This is a genomic window from Microbacterium sp. NPDC006705, assembly GCF_044903545.1.
Taxonomy (GTDB): Bacteria; Actinomycetota; Actinomycetes; order Actinomycetales; family Microbacteriaceae; genus Microbacterium; species Microbacterium plantarum.
The window spans coordinates 457,742-473,367 of record NZ_JBJDQQ010000002.1 but is presented as its reverse complement, the minus strand read 5'-3'; the positions used below and the strand labels follow the sequence as shown (position 1 = coordinate 473,367).

Annotated in this window: 13 protein-coding genes; 6 read left to right on the top strand and 7 right to left on the bottom strand. The window is 72.2% G+C overall.

Annotated elements, in window-relative coordinates:
* Nucleotides 1–9: 9 nt before the first annotated feature.
* Nucleotides 10–2,850, top strand: coding sequence for a glycosyltransferase family 2 protein (locus ACI2K6_RS12845; protein WP_404568764.1), 2,841 nt, complete (start codon nucleotides 10–12; stop codon nucleotides 2,848–2,850).
* Nucleotides 2,847–4,238: a DUF5719 family protein gene (locus ACI2K6_RS12840; protein ID WP_404568763.1), complete on the top strand. Its 1,392-nt coding sequence runs from the start codon at nucleotides 2,847–2,849 to the stop codon at nucleotides 4,236–4,238. The genes ACI2K6_RS12845 and ACI2K6_RS12840 overlap by 4 nt, the downstream gene beginning before the upstream one ends.
* Nucleotides 4,239–4,245: 7 nt before the next feature.
* Here ACI2K6_RS12840 and ACI2K6_RS12835 read toward each other — a convergent pair whose 3' ends face one another.
* Nucleotides 4,246–4,686, bottom strand: coding sequence for a metallopeptidase family protein (locus tag ACI2K6_RS12835; protein ID WP_023955399.1), 441 nt, complete (start codon nucleotides 4,684–4,686; stop codon nucleotides 4,246–4,248).
* An 80-nt stretch (nucleotides 4,687–4,766) separates the two neighbouring features.
* Here ACI2K6_RS12835 and ACI2K6_RS12830 point away from each other — a divergent pair, with 80 nt between their 5' ends.
* On the top strand, nucleotides 4,767–4,973 hold the full coding sequence (locus tag ACI2K6_RS12830) for a DUF3499 family protein (RefSeq protein WP_036305938.1): 207 nt from the start codon (nucleotides 4,767–4,769) through the stop codon (nucleotides 4,971–4,973).
* On the opposite strand, the gene ACI2K6_RS12825 is transcribed toward ACI2K6_RS12830, so the two are convergent.
* The gene (locus ACI2K6_RS12825) at nucleotides 4,945–5,805 is read right to left on the bottom strand and encodes an RDD family protein (protein WP_274178867.1); all 861 of its coding nucleotides are present in this window, start codon (nucleotides 5,803–5,805) and stop codon (nucleotides 4,945–4,947) included. The two genes, ACI2K6_RS12830 and ACI2K6_RS12825, sit on opposite strands and share 29 nt — an antisense overlap.
* Before the next feature lie 16 nt (nucleotides 5,806–5,821).
* Here ACI2K6_RS12825 and ACI2K6_RS12820 point away from each other — a divergent pair, with 16 nt between their 5' ends.
* Genes ACI2K6_RS12820 through katG form a run of 3 tightly spaced genes read left to right on the top strand, consistent with a single transcriptional unit; the run spans nucleotide 5,822 to nucleotide 9,700 of the window.
* A complete protein-coding gene (locus ACI2K6_RS12820) occupies nucleotides 5,822–6,817 on the top strand; it encodes a stage II sporulation protein M (protein WP_274178866.1) in 996 nt (331 codons plus the stop codon).
* Between the two features lie 59 nt (nucleotides 6,818–6,876).
* Complete coding sequence (locus ACI2K6_RS12815; protein WP_274178865.1) at nucleotides 6,877–7,314, top strand: Fur family transcriptional regulator; 438 nt, start codon at nucleotides 6,877–6,879, stop codon at nucleotides 7,312–7,314.
* 40 nt (nucleotides 7,315–7,354) lie between these two features.
* Complete coding sequence (katG, locus tag ACI2K6_RS12810; RefSeq protein WP_404568762.1) at nucleotides 7,355–9,700, top strand: catalase/peroxidase HPI; 2,346 nt, start codon at nucleotides 7,355–7,357, stop codon at nucleotides 9,698–9,700.
* A gap of 546 nt (nucleotides 9,701–10,246) precedes the next feature.
* Here the strand turns inward: katG and ACI2K6_RS12805 are convergent.
* Genes ACI2K6_RS12805 through ACI2K6_RS12785 form a run of 5 tightly spaced genes read right to left on the bottom strand, consistent with a single transcriptional unit; the run spans nucleotide 10,247 to nucleotide 15,562 of the window.
* Nucleotides 10,247–11,548 carry a DUF58 domain-containing protein gene (locus ACI2K6_RS12805; protein ID WP_404568761.1) on the bottom strand — a complete coding sequence of 434 codons (1,302 nt, stop codon included), beginning with the start codon at nucleotides 11,546–11,548 and terminating at the stop codon, nucleotides 10,247–10,249.
* Nucleotides 11,549–11,554: 6 nt separating this feature from the next.
* Nucleotides 11,555–12,520: a MoxR family ATPase gene (locus ACI2K6_RS12800; RefSeq protein ID WP_269267817.1), complete on the bottom strand. Its 966-nt coding sequence runs from the start codon at nucleotides 12,518–12,520 to the stop codon at nucleotides 11,555–11,557.
* Nucleotides 12,517–13,686: a DUF4350 domain-containing protein gene (locus ACI2K6_RS12795; RefSeq protein ID WP_404568760.1), complete on the bottom strand. Its 1,170-nt coding sequence runs from the start codon at nucleotides 13,684–13,686 to the stop codon at nucleotides 12,517–12,519. The genes ACI2K6_RS12800 and ACI2K6_RS12795 overlap by 4 nt, the downstream gene beginning before the upstream one ends.
* Entirely contained in the window at nucleotides 13,683–14,315 is a 633-nt protein-coding gene (locus ACI2K6_RS12790; RefSeq protein WP_282501349.1) for a DUF4129 domain-containing protein, read from the bottom strand. The genes ACI2K6_RS12795 and ACI2K6_RS12790 overlap by 4 nt, the downstream gene beginning before the upstream one ends.
* The gene (locus ACI2K6_RS12785) at nucleotides 14,312–15,562 is read right to left on the bottom strand and encodes a hypothetical protein (protein WP_404568759.1); all 1,251 of its coding nucleotides are present in this window, start codon (nucleotides 15,560–15,562) and stop codon (nucleotides 14,312–14,314) included. Before ACI2K6_RS12785 ends, ACI2K6_RS12790 begins: the two co-directional genes overlap by 4 nt.
* Nucleotides 15,563–15,626 lie beyond the last annotated feature (64 nt).

Here is a 15,626-nt window from a genome sequence, read left to right as displayed (position 1 = left end):
TGCTCCGTCATGCCCGCCCGTGTTCATGCGCTCCTGGTCGTGCGTCCCGATGGACGCGCACCGGCGGCCTTCCATCTCACGCGCACGCTCGCCGCGCTGCGCGATCAGACGCGCGCCGTCGACGCATTGACGATCGTGCTGTGCGGCGGCGACGACCGTCTGCGCGCTCTCGCGGAGGAGTCGGGTGCCGAGGTGGTGATCGCCGCGCCGTCCCGAACGGGCTTCGCTGCCGCGCTCCGGCTGGCGTCACGACGTCTCGACGGTGACGCGGTGTGGCTGCTGGCGCAGGACGTCGCGCCCGAGCCGCAGGCGCTGCAGCGGCTGGCCGCCGCCCTCGAGACGGCGCCGTCCGTCGCGATCGCCATTCCGAAGCTCGTCGAGTGGGATGACAACACGCGCATCGTCTCGCTGGGACGCTCGATGACGAGGTTCGGCGCTGCGGTCGGTCTCGCTGACGGTGAGCACGACCAGGGCCAACACGACGGTACGGACGACGTCCTCGGCGGTGATGTGCGCGGCATCCTCGTCCACACCGCGGCGTGGCGGGAGCTCGACGGGCTCGACGATGCCCTCGCCGGTGCCGACGAGGGGCTCGATCTCGGCGTGCGTGTGCGTCTGGCCGGCGGCCGCGTGGTCCTCGCGCCCGGGGCGCGCATCGCCGTCGCGCACGACGGCGTGGCCGGCCCCCCAGCACCGCGGACCACGGGCGCCCGCGCCCGCGTCACGCATGCCGCACGCGTCGCGCAGCTGCATCGGCGATTGGTTTACGCCCCGCCGCCCGTCGTCGTACTGCACTGGCTCACGCTCCTGCCACTGGCGCTCTGGCGCAGCGTCGTCGACCTCGTCGGCAAACGTCCCGCGCGGATCGGCCCGGAATGGTCGGCCGCCGTGACCGTGCTGGTCCGGTTGCGTGCCGTCGCCCGCGCCCGACGTCGGATCGCTCGTCACCGGCGCGCATCCTGGTCGCAACTGGCGTCGCTGCGAGTCAGCTCACGGGTCATGCGGCAGCGTCTCATCGAGGATCAGCCCGCCGGCGACGGTCCGCGTCGGACCGAGCTCGGCTTCTTCTCCGGCGGTGGTGCGTGGGCAGTCCTCGCAGCCCTCGTCGTCTCGATCGCGGCGATGCCCGCGGCATTGAGCTGGCCCTCCATCGGCGGCGGAGCCCTCGCTCCGCTCGCCGCCAACGCGGCCCGCGCCTGGTCCGAGGCGACGGGTGCGCAACGACCGCTCGGGTGGGAAGCGGTCGGCCCCGCTGACCCGTTCAGCGCCGTTCTCGCTGTGCTCGCATCGTTCTCGCCGACGGACCCGTCGCGCGCGCTCGTGGTGCTGTGGCTCCTCGCCCTCCCGCTCGCGGTGCTCGGCGGATGGTTCGCTGCCACGCGCGTCACCGAGCGTGCGGCGCTGCGCATTGTCGGTGCCGCGATCTGGGCACTGGCGCCGATGTTCCTCGTGGCACTGGTCGACGGGCGCCCGGCATCCGTCATCGTCCACCTCGTGCTGCCGTGGCTGGCGTTCACCGCTGCCGGCGCTCACCGTTCGTGGGGCAATGCCGGTACGGCTTCGATCCTCCTCGCCGTCGTCTTGGCCTGCTCCCCGGTTCTGTCCGCTCCCGTCGTGATCATCTGGGTCTTCGCCGTCGTGCTGTCGATGGTGTTCCGGGGCCGGCGCGCGGCGTTCCGGTGGCTGTGGATCATCGTCCCGTCGCTCGCGCTGTCGGCACCGCTCGTTCTCGCCCGGCTCCGCGCCGGAGACCCGTGGTCGCTGCTGGCCGACCCGGGGGTGCCGTGGAGCGGCCCGCGATTCGCCGATGATGTCGTCGGGAGATTCCTGTTCGCCGCCGGGTTCCCTGCGGATGCGGGGTGGGCGGCCTTCACGGGAGCCTCCGGCCCGGTGTGGTGGTTGCTGCTGTTCACCGCGCCGCTGCTCGCGCTCGCGCTCGCCGCTGCCGCGTCGACGCGTCGCTTCGTCGGAATCGTGCTCCTGGCCGTCGCGGGTCTCGGAGTCGCGACCGCCTTCGCCGCGGCAGGCCTGGCCGTCGCCATCGACGGGACGACCGCGATCCCGCTCTGGCCGGGCGCCGCCCTCAGCCTCGCGTGGATCGGAGTCGTCGGCGCGGCGCTGTTGACGCTCGACAGCGTGGTGCCGGTTCGAGCGGTCCGGACGGTCGCCGCCGCGATCGCCGTCGCCGGTCTGGTCGTCGCAGCCGTCCCGACGCTGACCGCTCACGCGCGGGATGCCGCGGCCGTCGGTCGCGGCGAGACGAGCACCCTTCCCGCGTTCGTGGCGGCCGAGGGGGCGAACACGCCGGGACTCGGAACCATCGTGCTGACTCCCACCGACGACGGTGTCGCGGTCGATGTCGTCTGGGGCGGCAGCGCGACCCTCGGCGGCCAGTCCTCACTCGTCACCGCGCGCACGGAGCTGACCGATGCCGATCGGGAAGCGGCGCAGGTCGCCGCCGACCTCGTCGCCGATACCGCGAACGACGTCGTCGGCGAGCTGCGCGACCACGGTGTCGCGTTCATCCTGCTCGCCTCGAACGGCGACGACGAATCCGCGGCGGCCCGCAGCACACGCCTCGCGGCGGCGACGGCGCTGGGCAGCCGCGACGGCTTGGACGCCGTCGGCTCGACGGACAAGGGCGAGCTGTGGCGCCTGTCCGGTGAGGTGGCTCCCCGGGCGGACGCGCCGGCATCCGCGCGCGCATTCGCCGCCGCAGCGTGGAGCGGCATCGCCGCGGTGTTCGCCATCGCCCTGCTGCTGGCCCTGCCCACGCGGGGCAGCCGATCGGCATCTCGGGCCGCTCCGCGTCTCGTGGGGATACGCGCGCTCCGCAGGAGGGACCGATGACCACGCGAACTGCACTCGTGACCCGTCTCGCGGCGGGAGCCGTGACCGCTGTCGTCATCGGCGGCGGCGTGATCGCTGCCGCTGCCGCGCCGTGGCCGACCCTCACGCGCGAGCCGATGTCGCTCGACGTTGTGCCCGAGGCGGCGCGCTCGGTCGCGGCGTGCGACGGACCCCTGCTCGCGCTCGGCCGTGACGCGACGGCTGCGAGCGCGATCACCAGCGCCGCGTCGTCGACCGTCGTCGCGGCTGCCGACGGGGCCGAACCCACCGAGTACACCCTCGCCGCCCCTGACCGTGCGGACGACGGTGCACCGCCGGCGGCCTTCTCGGCAGAGCCGACGGGAGGTCGGCCGACGGATCTCGGCGCGGCGTCGGCCGCATCGCTCGACGAGGCCGACCTGCGCGGACTCGCCGTCTCGGCCTGCACGCGTCCCGCGATGGAGTCGTGGCTGGTCGGCGGATCGGCGGCGACGGGCGCCAGCGACCTGGTCCTCCTGACGAACCCGGGCGATGTCGCCGCGACCGTCGACCTCCGCGTGTTCGGCGCCGACGGTATGCAGGAACCCGTCGCGGGACAAGGCATCGTCGTCGGGGCTCGCTCGCAGCGCGCCGTCCCCCTCGCGGCTCTCCGTCGCGGCGAGCAGAGCCCGGTCGTGCAGGTCACGGCCCAAGGCGCCCCCGTCCGGGCCTCGCTGCAGTCGACACTGACCCGCACGCTCATCGCGGGCGGAGTGGACCAGATCGGCGCGAGCGCGCTCCCCGCTCCCCAGCAGGTGATCCCGGCCGTGAACGTGACGGTCGCACCCGACTCCGGCGCTTCGGCCGGAGGGCTCTCGGTGCGCCTGATGGCCACAGCGGCCGACGCAGGCGCGAGCGTCACGGTGCGTTCCGTCGCGGACGGCGGCGTGGTGTCCCAGCAGGATGACATCGCCCTCACCGCCGGCCGGCCGGTCGAGCTCGAGGTGACGGGGATGCCCGTCGGCGACTACACGGTGACCGCGACCGCGGATGCGCCTCTCGTGGCGGCGGCCTGGACATCGACCGACCTGGCGGCCCCTGCCGACTTCGCCTGGGCGGTGGCAGCGCCGCTCGTCGAGGCCCCCACTCTCGTCGCCGTCGCGCCGGCCCCCGCGCCGACGCTCACGCTGACGGCCGAGCGCGAGACCGTCGCCACGGTGACGCCGGTGAGCGGCGGAACGCCCCGGACGGTCGAACTCGCCGCCGGGCAGTCGCGGACGATCGATGTCGAAGCCGGGACGATCTACCGGGTCGACCCCGGGGCCGGCGGCATCCGCGGTTCCATCGGCTTCTCGGGCGACGGACAGCTCGGAACCTACCCGGTGGCCGGTTCCGCCGCAGCAGCGGCCGAACTCACCGTCTATCCCTAGGCGTCGGTCAGAGGAAGCGGAAGCGATCGGGCCCGAGATCCCACGGGTCGCGATCGAGGTACTCGGCCGCAGCGCGGAAGACGCAGCTCTCGACCATCATCCGGCGGTGCAGGTCGTCGTTCCGGTGCAGTCGGTTCAAGCGCTCTATCGGCAGGCGGTACAGCACGATCCGTTTCTCGGCGGCGAAGACCTGCCAGCGAGGGATGCCGTCTTCGTCGCTCGCCGCGGGCATCCCGGCGACCTCGAAGCGGACCTCCCGCAGCTCGGGCCAGGCGCTGCGCAGGAACTCAGCAGCGGTGCCCACCGACAGATCGAATCGCTCGGAGCGCGTCTCGAGGGGAGGGAGTGGCGGCCGCACGACGGGGCTCCGGTCATCGCGGCCATGACGGCCGTGCCGCGACGGCCGGTTCCGCCGCGGCGGGACGGGTCGGGAACGACGCCGGATCATGAGGCCATCCTATGCCGCGAGGGGCGGAGGCTCGGCGCGGCATCCGGACGTACGGGGTACACGGCGTTACCGTGGATGCGATGCGCGAGAGACTGTGTTCGAAGGTGGGCTGCGCCCGCGAGGCCGTGACGACCCTCACCTTCGACTACGGCGACCAGATGGCCGCCCTGGGTCCGCTCGGCGGCGGAACGGACCCGCACGCGCACGACCTCTGCGCCATCCACACCGAGCGCCTGTCGGTGCCGAAGGGCTGGGTCGTCATCCGGCACGAGACCCTGCGGGTCTGACCGGGAATCCGCGCGGCGTCCCCTGGGCCGCGCCGACGAGCGCCGCTGCGCGCTCGTCGGTTCGCATGATCGCGGCGTACTCGCGGTCGCGTCGCACCGCCACGACCGCTCGCACGAGCGTCTCCGGGTCCGAGTGCGGCAGGGGTGAGACGAAAGGTGCGATCTCGGCGGCGATCATCGCCGCCGAGCGCGAGCGCGCCCCCGGTTCCATGCCCTCGGCCGAGCGTGCGAACTGAGTCGCCCGTCGGGCGATGCGGTCGGGCAGTCTTCCCACATCGGCCACCTCCGCCCATTCCTGCAGCTGACCGGGGACGGGCCCGGCGGGGGTCGGGAGGCGGGGCGCGCGCGTGCGTTCGCAGTACGTTCCCGCGACCATGTCGCCGAGGCGGGTCGATCGCGGGGTGAACGTCGCGACGATCCCCGCGAGTGCGCCGAAGGTGAACCAGATCTCCAGCACACCGACGAGGGCGCGGATGAAGGCCTGTCGGAATCCGGTGGCGCCACCGTCGGTGCGGACGATGCGACCGCCGACCGCCAGCTTCCCGAGGCTGCGGCCGCGCGTGAGCGTCTCGATCGCCGTCGGGATGACGACGAGCACGAGGACGAGCGCCGAGACGACGAGGATTCCGGACAGGTTCTCGAGGCCGAGGCCCCCGACGACGAAGCCTCCGACGAAGTAGGACAGCAGCAGCAGCGCGACGCCGCAGAGGACGTCGATGAGAGCTCCGAGCGCGCGGAGGAAGAAGCCGAGGGGCTGAACGTCGAGTGCGACCGCCTCGCCGGTGAGGATCTCGTCCTGGGCGATCTGCACCGGGGGAGCGGGCGTGGTCATGGGTACAGTTAAGCAAATGGACCTCGACGCCCTCGTCGCCGCGCGTCGCGCCGAATGGGATCGGCTCGACGCGCTCGGCCGCGCCCGCCGCTTGTCGAGCGACGAGGTCGACGAACTGGTCACCCGCTATCGCGCGGCGTCGGCCGATCTCGCCGACATCAAGACCTCGGCGGGTCGCAGCGTCGAGGGCGATCGGCTCTCGATGATCCTGTCGCGCGCACGTCTGCGGCTGACCGGAGCCCCCGAGAACGTGCTCCGGCAGCTGCCCCGCTTCTTCCTGCAGCAGCTGCCGGCCGCGCTGTACCGCGTGCGCTGGACCACGCTGGCGGTCGCCGTCGGCTTCGTCGTGATCAGTGCCCTCGTCGCCTTCTGGGTCTCGGGCGATCCGGCCGCGGTCGCCGCCCTCGGCTCGCAGGCGCAGCTCGAGCAGTATGCCGAGAACGACTTCACCGCCTATTACAGCGAGAACCCCGCCGCGGTGTTCGCGGGAACCGTGTGGACGAACAATGCGTGGATCGCCGCCCAATGCGTGCTGTTCGGGATCACCGGCCTGTGGCCGGTCATGGTGCTCATGCAGAACGCCGTCAGCATCGGTCAGGCAGCGGCGATCCTCATCTCGTTCGACCGCGGCGACGTCTTCCTGCTGCACATCGCACCGCACGGCCTGCTCGAGCTCACCTGCATCTTCGTGGCCGGGGCGACGGGTCTGCACATCTTCTGGGCGTGGGTCGCGCCCGGGCGGCGCAGCCGCGGCGAGGCGCTCGCAGCCGCCGGCAGATCCCTCGCGACGGTGGCGATCGGACTGATCCTCGCCCTCGCGCTCTCCGGGCTCGTCGAGGGCTTCGTGACGCGTCAGCCCTGGCCGTGGCCGATCAAGATCGGCATCGGTGCACTGGCCCTCGCCGTGTTCCTCGCATACATGCTGGGCCTGGGCCGCATCGCGGCGCGGCGGGGCGAGACCGGTGACCTCACCGAATACGAGGCCGGCACCCCGCGTCTCGTCGCGGGCTGACGAGCGCGTTCACCGCGGCTTAATTTGATCTGATCAAAAATGCCGGATACGATCGGGGCATGACGATCGCGACCGCTCCCGAGGCCATCCGCGCCTTCGGTCTGCGTGTGACCGAGTCCCGCTCCGCCGTCTACGACGCTCTGCATGCGAGCCCCCACGCCAGTGCCGACGAGGTCTATGCGGCCGTCGTCCAGCGGATGCCGCAGACCAGTCGGCAGTCGGTGTACAACGCCCTCAACGACTTCGCCGACGCCGGTCTCGCTCGGCGCATCGAGCCCGCCGGCCGCTCCATGCTGTTCGAGCTGCGCGTCGGCGACAACCACCACCACCTCGTGTGCACCGAGTGCGGCCGGGTCGAAGACGTCGACTGCGCCGTCGGGCACACGCCGTGCCTGCACCCGTCCGACGACCACGGGTTCGAGGTCGCCTCGGCCGAGGTGACCTACTGGGGTCGGTGTGCGGCGTGCGCCGCATCCGCGCCCCCGGCAGCATCCTGATCTTCTCTCTCTCCCGAAAACCCCCAACGGAAGGATCCCCATGAGCGATCGCGACCAGCAGTCCGCGCCCATCGGCGAGGACGTGACCGACACCGACCAGGCGGTCACCCCCATCGACACACCCGAAGACGAGCGCGCCGACGGCGAGACCCGGCCGCGTTCCAACGACGCCGGCGGCTGCCCCGTCATCCACGGCGGCGAGCAGGGACAGGGGCACGGCCACGGATCGCACGGCGGACAGCCTCACCCGACGGTCGGCAACGCCAACCACGTCTGGTGGCCGAACCAGCTCAACCTGCGCATCCTGAAGAAGAACCCCGCCGTGGCCAACCCCGTCGGTGAGGACTTCGACTACAAGGCTGCGTTCGAGTCGCTCGACCTCGCCGCCGTGACGAAGGACATCGAAGAGGTCCTGACCACGTCGCAGGACTGGTGGCCGGCCGACTTCGGTCACTACGGCCCGCTCATGATCCGTATGGCCTGGCACTCGGCCGGCACGTACCGCGTCACCGACGGCCGCGGCGGCGGTGGGGCCGGCCAGCAGCGCTTCGCCCCCCTGAACAGCTGGCCCGACAACGTCAACCTCGACAAGGCTCGGCGCCTGCTGTGGCCCGTCAAGAAGAAGTACGGCCAGTCGATCTCGTGGGCTGACCTCATGATCCTCGCCGGCAACGTCGCGCTGGAGTCCATGGGCTTCTCGACCTTCGGCTACGCCGGCGGCCGTCCCGACGTCTGGGAGCCGGACGACGACGTGTACTGGGGCCCCGAGACGACGTGGCTCGCCGACGAGCGCTACTCCGGCGACCGTGACCTCGAGAAGCCCCTCGCCGCCGTGCAGATGGGCCTCATCTACGTCAACCCCGAGGGTCCGAACGGCGAGCCCGACCCGCTGAAGTCGGCCCGCGACATCCGTGAGACGTTCGGCCGCATGGGCATGAACGACGAGGAGACCGTCGCCCTCATCGCCGGTGGCCACACCTTCGGCAAGACCCACGGCGCGGCCCCCGACTCGAACCTCGAGGACAACCCCGAGGCCGCGGGCGTCGAGATGCAGGGCCTGGGCTGGAAGAACAACTTCGGCACCGGCCACGGCGACGACACGATCACGTCGGGCCTCGAGGTCACCTGGACGTATCACCCCACCCGCTGGGACAACGAGTTCTTCCACATCCTCTACGCCTACGACTGGGAGCTCATGCGCAGCCCCGGCGGCGGACACCAGTGGCGTCCCGTCAACGGTGCCGGTGCCGACATGGTGCCGCTCGCGCACTCCGACGGCCGCCGCGAGCCGCGCATGCTCACGAGCGACCTCGCGCTGCGCATGGACCCCGCCTACGACGAGGTCTCGCGTCGCTTCAAGGACGACCCGGTGGCCTTCGGCGACGCGTTCGCTCGCGCCTGGTTCAAGCTCACGCACCGCGACATGGGCCCCATCGCCCGCTACCTCGGACCCGAGGTGCCGCAGGAGGAGCTCATCTGGCAGGACCCGCTGCCCGCCGTCGACCACGAGCTGATCGATGACGCGGATGCCGCCGACCTCAAGGCGCGCATCCTCGCGACCGACCTGACCGTGAGCGAGCTCGTCTCGACGACGTGGGCCGCGGCCTCGACGTTCCGAGGCAGCGACAAGCGCGGCGGCGTCAACGGCGCCCGCATCCGTCTCGCCCCGCAGAAGGACTGGGAGGCCAACAACCCGGCCCAGCTGCAGCGCGTGCTCGGCGTGCTCGAGAGCGTGCAGGCGTCGTTCAACGACGGCCGTGCCGACGGCAAGAAGGTCTCGCTGGCCGACCTCCTCGTGCTGGCGGGCAACGCCGGTGTCGAGAAGGCCGCGCGCGACGGCGGCGTCGAGGTGACGGTTCCCTTCCGTCCCGGACGCACCGACGCCACCTCGGAGCAGACCGACGAGCTGTCGTTCAGCCACCTCGAGCCGGTCGCCGACGGGTTCCGCAACTACTACGGCCCGAACGCGTTCCTGCCGGCGGAGCACCACCTGATCGACAAGGCGAACCTGCTGACGCTGAGCGCTCCCGAGATGACCGTGCTCGTCGGTGGCCTTCGCGCCCTGGGAGCGAACTACGACGGATCGTCGTTCGGCGTGTTCACCGAGCGTCCGGGCGTGCTGACGAACGACGTGTTCGTGAAGCTGCTCGACCTCGGCGCCACCTGGAAGCCGCTCGACCCCGGCTCGCACGCCTTCCGCGGCGTGAACGCCGACGGTTCGGAGATCGGCATCGGCACGCGCGTCGACCTGCTGTTCAGCTCCAACTCGGAGTTGCGCGCCATCGCCGAGGTGTACGCCTCGGATGACGCGAGCGAGAAGTTCGTGCGCGACTTCGTCGCCGCCTGGACCAAGGTCACCGAGCTCGACCGCTTCGACCTGCGCTGACCCGCAGCATCCCTGCGAAGGCCCGTCCCGATTCCCCGGGGCGGGCCTTCGTCGTCGCTGCTCGCGCTGGTTCGGGTTCGGGTTCGGGTTGGCAGTTGGGGCCCCAACCTGGGTCTCGTAGGGGCGCGAGCTGCCAGGTGAGCAGGGGCTGCGGGTTTGGGTTGGCAGTTGGTGCCCAAACTTGAGGCTCGAGAGGGCGCGAGCTGCCAGGTGAAGGGGATGCTGCAACGCGGGGCCCGGGGTGGGGCAGGGCTACACGGCTGGGTTGGCAGTTGGTGCCCAAACCCGGCTCGGAAGGGGGCGCGAGTTGCCACGTGAGCAGGGGCTGCGGGTTTGGGTTGGCAGTTGGGGCCCCGACCTGGGGCGTGTAGGGGCGCGAGCTGCCAGGTGAAAGGGATGCCGCAACGCGGGGCCCCGGGGTGGGGCGGGGCTGCGGGTTTGGGTTGGCAGTTGGTGCCCAAACTCGAGGCGCGAGAGGGCGCGAGCTGCCAGGTGAAGGGGATGCCGCAACGCGGGGCCCGGGGTAGAGCACGGCTGCGGGTTGGGTCAGAGGCGGCCGGCGGCCTTCAGTGCGAGGTAGTGGTCGGCGATCGCGGGGGGCAGCACGTCGGGCGTCGCGCTGAGGGCGGCGCCGCCGGCGCGACGGATCGCCGCCGCGACCGACTCCGAATCACGCGTGGCGTGCGCGATCGCGGCTTCGCGGTAGACGTCCTCGGCGGTACGCTCAGCCGGCGCAGCCTCGGGTGCATCCTGTGCCGACCCGACGAGAACGGTGGCGCGCTCCGTCAACGATGGCAGGGCTCCGAGGAAACCCCGGGCGGCATCGGGGGCGTCCTGCGCGGTCAGCAGCACCACGAGAGAGGGCCGTGACGTCAGCGCACGCACCTCCGTGAGTACGGCGTTCCAGTCGGTGTCGATGAGCGTCGGCTCGACCGGTGCCATCGCGTCGACGAGGGCAGGCAGCAACCGCGGGCCGTCGATGCCGGTGACTCGCGCGCGCCGAGCACGGTCGAACATGAGCAGATGGACATGGTCGCCGGCACGTTGGGCGAGGGCGCTGAGCAGCAGCGCCGACTCCATCGCGGCATCCAGACGGACACCGTCACCCACGCGCGATGCGCTGGTGCGGCCCGTGTCGATGACGATCACGACGTGTCGATCGCGTTCCGGACGCCAGGTGCGCAGCATCGTCGTCCCGGCGCGGGCGGTCGCGCGCCAGTCGATGGAGCGGACGTCGTCCCCTCGCACGTATTCGCGCAGGCTGTCGAACTCCGTGCCGCGCCCGCGCACCTGGACGCTCGTGTTGCCGTCGAGCTCGCGCAGCCGGGCGAGCCGCGACGGCAGATGCCGACGCGAGGCGAACGGGGGCAGCACGCGCAGCGCACCCGGTGCCGCGATCACCCGCTGCCGCCCCGCGAGCCCCAGCGGGCCGCGGCTGCGCAGCGCGACGAACGCCGAGCGCAGCTCGCCCCGGCGCCGGGGCAGGAGCGGCATGGCGACAGCTCTCCGCTCACCTGCAGGAAGGTCGACGGCGGCGCGCGCGTCGCCGGCACCGGCGGTCGGCTGCCAGCCGTCGCGAAGGAGACCACGGATACCGCGGGCCCCGCGATTGCGCAACAGGATGCTCGTCTCGACGGGCTCGCGCGCCCGCGCGCGTGAGGGGATGCGGCGCTCGATCTCAACGGTGCGCAGCGGTCCGGCGGCTATGACGTCGACGGTGGCGAGGACGAGGCACAGCCCGATCCACGCGAGCGCCGCCCACGCCGCATCGAGCCCCGCCGCGGGGGCGAGGACGACGGGCACGACGCCGGCGGCGACGAGCAGCACGAACAGGCCGGAGAGGTACACGACGCCTCAGATCGGTACGCGGGTCTGCTGCAGCACGGAGCTGAGGATCGTGTCCGCGGAGACGCCCTCGATCTCGGCATCCGGGCGCAGCTGCAGCCGGTGGCGCCACGCGGGAACGAGCATCGTCTGCACGTGGTCGGGCGTGATCGCCGGGTAGCCGCCCAGCCAGGCCCACGCCTTGGCGGCGGCGAGCAGCGCGGTCGCGGCGCGCGGGCTCGCGCCCAGCTGGACGGACGGGGACTGCCGTGTCGCCCGGGCCAGATCCACGACGTAGCCGAGGACGTCGTCGGAAACCGCCACAGCGGCCGCGGCCTGCTGAGCGGCGCGGATCTCGGCGGCGGTGACGACCGCCGACACGCCCGCGCTCTCGAGGGATCCGGGTCGGAAGCCGTCGGCGTGGCGGCGCAGCACGGCGATCTCGTCGTCGCGCGCGGGCAGGTCGATCACGAGCTTGAGCAGGAAGCGATCGAGCTGGGCCTCGGGCAGGGTGTAGGTGCCTTCGTGCTCGACCGGGTTCTGCGTCGCGGCGACGAGGAACGGATCGGGCAGCGGACGCGAGACGCCGTCGGCCGAGACCTGGCGCTCCTCCATGGCCTCGAGCAACGCGGCCTGCGTCTTCGGCGGCGTGCGGTTGATCTCGTCGGCGAGGAGCACATTGGTGAAGACGGGCCCGGAACGGAACTCGAACTCTCCGGCGCGGGCGTCGTAGACGAGCGATCCGGTGACATCGCCCGGCATGAGGTCGGGGGTGAACTGGATGCGGGCGGTGTCGAGGCCGACCGCTCGGCTGAAGGTGCGCACGAGCAGCGTCTTGGCGACGCCGGGCACGCCCTCGAGCAGCACGTGTCCGCGGCCGAGAAGCGCGATCAGGAGGCCCGTGACGGCCCCGTCCTGTCCGACGACGGCCTTGCCGACCTCGAGCCGGACGCGGTTCATCGCCTCGCGCAGGTCGCCGGGTGCGGTCTCGCTCATGGGGTGTTCCTTTCGGGACGGACGGATCGGAGGACTGCTGCTTCCACCTCGCGCAGACGGTCGGCGGCGTCGACGAGGTCGCGATCGTTACGGGGGAGGTCATCGAGCAGGATGCCGCGGACGCGCGCGCGATCGTCTCCGATGCGGCTCGCCGCGGCATCGGAGACCGCGCCGGCGTCGGCGGCGCCGAGTCCCAGCAGGCGCGCGATGCGGCGCAACGTCTCGCGGCGGAGCTGGTCGAGCGCGTGCACGGGGTCGGCTGACGCGGCGTACAGGCGTGCCCGCCCCTCGGTGGTCTCGGACGCGCGGACGGTGACGGGCAGATTCTCCGCCACGAGCGGGCCGAAGCGCCGGCCCCGCCAGATGGCGGCCGCGACGGCCGAGGCGACGAGCAGGAGAATCGACGGCGTCACCCAGGGAGGCGTGAGCTCACCCAGCGACGGCGCGGCGGTGAGGGAACCGTCACCGATGGACGGCAGGTACCACACGACAGTGCCGGTGCCGCCCAGCAGATTCAGGCCGAGCGCGGCGTTGCCCTCTTCGGCGAGCCGTTGGTTGACCAGCAGCGCGGTCGCGTCCAGAGCGACGACGGTGTCGGCGCCGCGGTCCGAGACGATGAGGCCGTAGCCGTCGCCGGCCGCGTAACAGGTGCGGTCTGCCCCCTCTCCGCTGAACACCTCGCCCGGCCGGACCGGTCCGCTGACGGCGGCGGCGGGCAGGTCGCACGAGGGTGCGGCGGCTGAGCCGTCGCCGAAGCCGGCACTGCGCGGGTCTCCGAGGAGCACACGCAGATCGCGCGTGCGTGGCTCGAGCAGGACGACGCCGGAGGCGGCATCCCGCAACTCCCGGAGGTCGTCGTCGTCGAGGGGTGCGGTGTCGGCTATCGCGAGCGTCGCGTCGCCGCCCTCGAGCGCCTGGAGGGCTGCCGTGCGGTCGCGGGCGATCTCGACCTCGACGCCGCGATCGCGCAGCAGTTCGGCCAGTGCGCGCGAGCCCTCCGGCCCCGCGGCCTCCGGATCGAGGAGGCCCTGTGCCGGCATGGTGTTGATGCCGGCGATGGCGGCGACGGCGATGCCGGCGACGAGAAGGCCGGCGGTCACCGCCGCCCAGCCGAGCACCGAGCGCGATCGACGGGCGACGGGCGGCGTCGCGACCCCCGCGCTCATACGGGCACCTCGACCCGCGCGCCGGCCAGTCGCTCATCGAGGGCGCGCACGGCGGCGTAGCCCTCGGCTGTTCCCGGGCGTCGAAGGTAGCGAACGTCGTCGAAGGTCCGCGCCACCGCTTCGAGCTCCACGCTCTCTGCCGGGAAGGCGCGCCCCGCCTCAGCAGCGAAGCGATGCACGGTCGTGCCCGGGGCCGGGTCGACGATCGTCCGCTCGGCGAGTCCACGGGCGAGCGCACGCATCCGCAGCACGATGGCTTCGTCCCACGCGCTGCGGCGCGCGGCATCCTCGGCGTCCGAGCGCAGCTGAGCGGCGCTTCTCGTCTCGTCGTCACCGAAGAGCGGCACGCTCGCGCGCGAGCGGACGACCGCGCGGGGACGCCCCCAGATGAGGATCGCCACGGCGACCAGCACCAGCAGCACCACGATCGCGCCGACCGCGAGCCACGGGCCGAGCGTCGCGGGTACCTGCCCGCTGAAGAGAGCCGCGAAGAAGTCGACGACGCCGCGCGCGAAGCGGTCGATCGGGGTGGGCTCGGCTTCCTGGTACGCGGTCTTCGACAGTTCCTCTTCCGCCCATCGACGGGCTTCGTCCGGGTCGGGCGCGATCGGGGTGGCGAAGAGCCTCATGCGCGGTCAGCGCCCGGAGCGGTCCAGTCGGTCGACGACGGGCGGTCCGCCGGTGCGACGGGGGGCTCGGCGGCCGTGGCGGGCTGTTGCGGCGCGGGCGATCCGGCGGGCGGGGACTGAACGGGCTGATAGCCGGCGTACTGCGCGGGCGGCGGCGGGTAGCCCGGCTGCGTGCCAGCATAGGCCGCGGGCGGCTGCCAGCGTCCGTCCATCGCGCGTCCCACGTTTCGCCGATACGGATCGGGCGCAGGCGTGCCGGCATCGCGCTGATCGATGTACGCCGACAGATCGAGGTCGAGTCCCTCGCGGCGCATCCGGCAGTCGATGTAGACGAGCGCGCCGGCGGTCGACTGGACGATGACCGCGATGGTCTGGATGAGGGTGACGAACGCCTGGGCGAACAGCGTGCCGACGAGCAGGGCGATGATCTGGCCGGGTTCGGGGTCGCCGGTCGGAGTGATGACCGATGTCAGCCCCATCGTGACGAACGAGAAGGGCACGCTGATGACCTGCGCGAGGATGCCGAAGCTCGTCGAGATGATGACGATGATCCCGAGGGTCGGCCAGAACCGGCCGCGGGTGAGCCGCCAGGATCGCCCGATCGCCCCGAAGACGCTCGCCTGCTCGAGGACGATGACCGAGGGCACCAGCAGCAGCTTCGTGCTCAGCCACAGGCTGAGCGGTATCGCCGACAGGGCCAGGAGGATGGCGAGGACGATCGCCGCCGGCCCCACGCTCACGGCGAGCCCGATGACGCCCGCGGCGAGGACGCCGATGACGACGGCCACGATGAGGAAGACCAGAGCGGAGTATGCGATCAGTCGCCACGCCACCGGCTTCACCCGCCGCCACAGCGCGCCGAGCGTGTGCTTCTCGGCGACGACGGCATGGGCCACCTCGCTGACCACGACGCCTTGCACGAGTACGCCGAGCGCGCCGGAGGCCAGCGACAGCACCAGCGCCGTCGCCCCGCTGATCGCGATGGACCCGGCCAGGACCGTCTCGAACTCGTCGGTGCCGGGGCGCAGCGACGCGAGTCGGCCGAAGGTCGCGAAGCCCACCGCGACGATGCCCGCGGTGGCGACGAGGATCGCGACCGTCTGCACGACCAGCGCGAAGCCCAGCAGCACCTTGGGGTTCTGCCGTAGGGCGGAGAACGAACGGCCCAGGATCACCCCGAACGAGAGTGGATGAAGCGGGATGATGCCGGGACGCGGCGCCGGCGTCCACGCGGGGTATGACGTCACGATGCACTCCTGGAACAGTCGGCTCGGTCGAACCCATCGTGTCACACGAGGGCGCGGCATCCGG

What these genes read in the sequence shown, in the direction of transcription:
- ACI2K6_RS12845 (WP_404568764.1), top strand. Translation starts at nt 10, where the DNA reads ATGCCCGCCCGTGTTCATGCGCTCCTGGTCGTGCGTCCCGATGGACGC.
- ACI2K6_RS12840 (WP_404568763.1), top strand. Translation starts at nt 2,847, where the DNA reads ATGACCACGCGAACTGCACTCGTGACCCGTCTCGCGGCGGGAGCCGTG.
- ACI2K6_RS12835 (WP_023955399.1), bottom strand. Translation starts at nt 4,686, where the DNA reads ATGATCCGGCGTCGTTCCCGACCCGTCCCGCCGCGGCGGAACCGGCCG.
- ACI2K6_RS12830 (WP_036305938.1), top strand. Translation starts at nt 4,767, where the DNA reads ATGCGCGAGAGACTGTGTTCGAAGGTGGGCTGCGCCCGCGAGGCCGTG.
- ACI2K6_RS12825 (WP_274178867.1), bottom strand. Translation starts at nt 5,805, where the DNA reads ATGACCACGCCCGCTCCCCCGGTGCAGATCGCCCAGGACGAGATCCTC.
- ACI2K6_RS12820 (WP_274178866.1), top strand. Translation starts at nt 5,822, where the DNA reads ATGGACCTCGACGCCCTCGTCGCCGCGCGTCGCGCCGAATGGGATCGG.
- ACI2K6_RS12815 (WP_274178865.1), top strand. Translation starts at nt 6,877, where the DNA reads ATGACGATCGCGACCGCTCCCGAGGCCATCCGCGCCTTCGGTCTGCGT.
- katG (WP_404568762.1), top strand. Translation starts at nt 7,355, where the DNA reads ATGAGCGATCGCGACCAGCAGTCCGCGCCCATCGGCGAGGACGTGACC.
- ACI2K6_RS12800 (WP_269267817.1), bottom strand. Translation starts at nt 12,520, where the DNA reads ATGAGCGAGACCGCACCCGGCGACCTGCGCGAGGCGATGAACCGCGTC.
- ACI2K6_RS12795 (WP_404568760.1), bottom strand. Translation starts at nt 13,686, where the DNA reads ATGAGCGCGGGGGTCGCGACGCCGCCCGTCGCCCGTCGATCGCGCTCG.
- ACI2K6_RS12790 (WP_282501349.1), bottom strand. Translation starts at nt 14,315, where the DNA reads ATGAGGCTCTTCGCCACCCCGATCGCGCCCGACCCGGACGAAGCCCGT.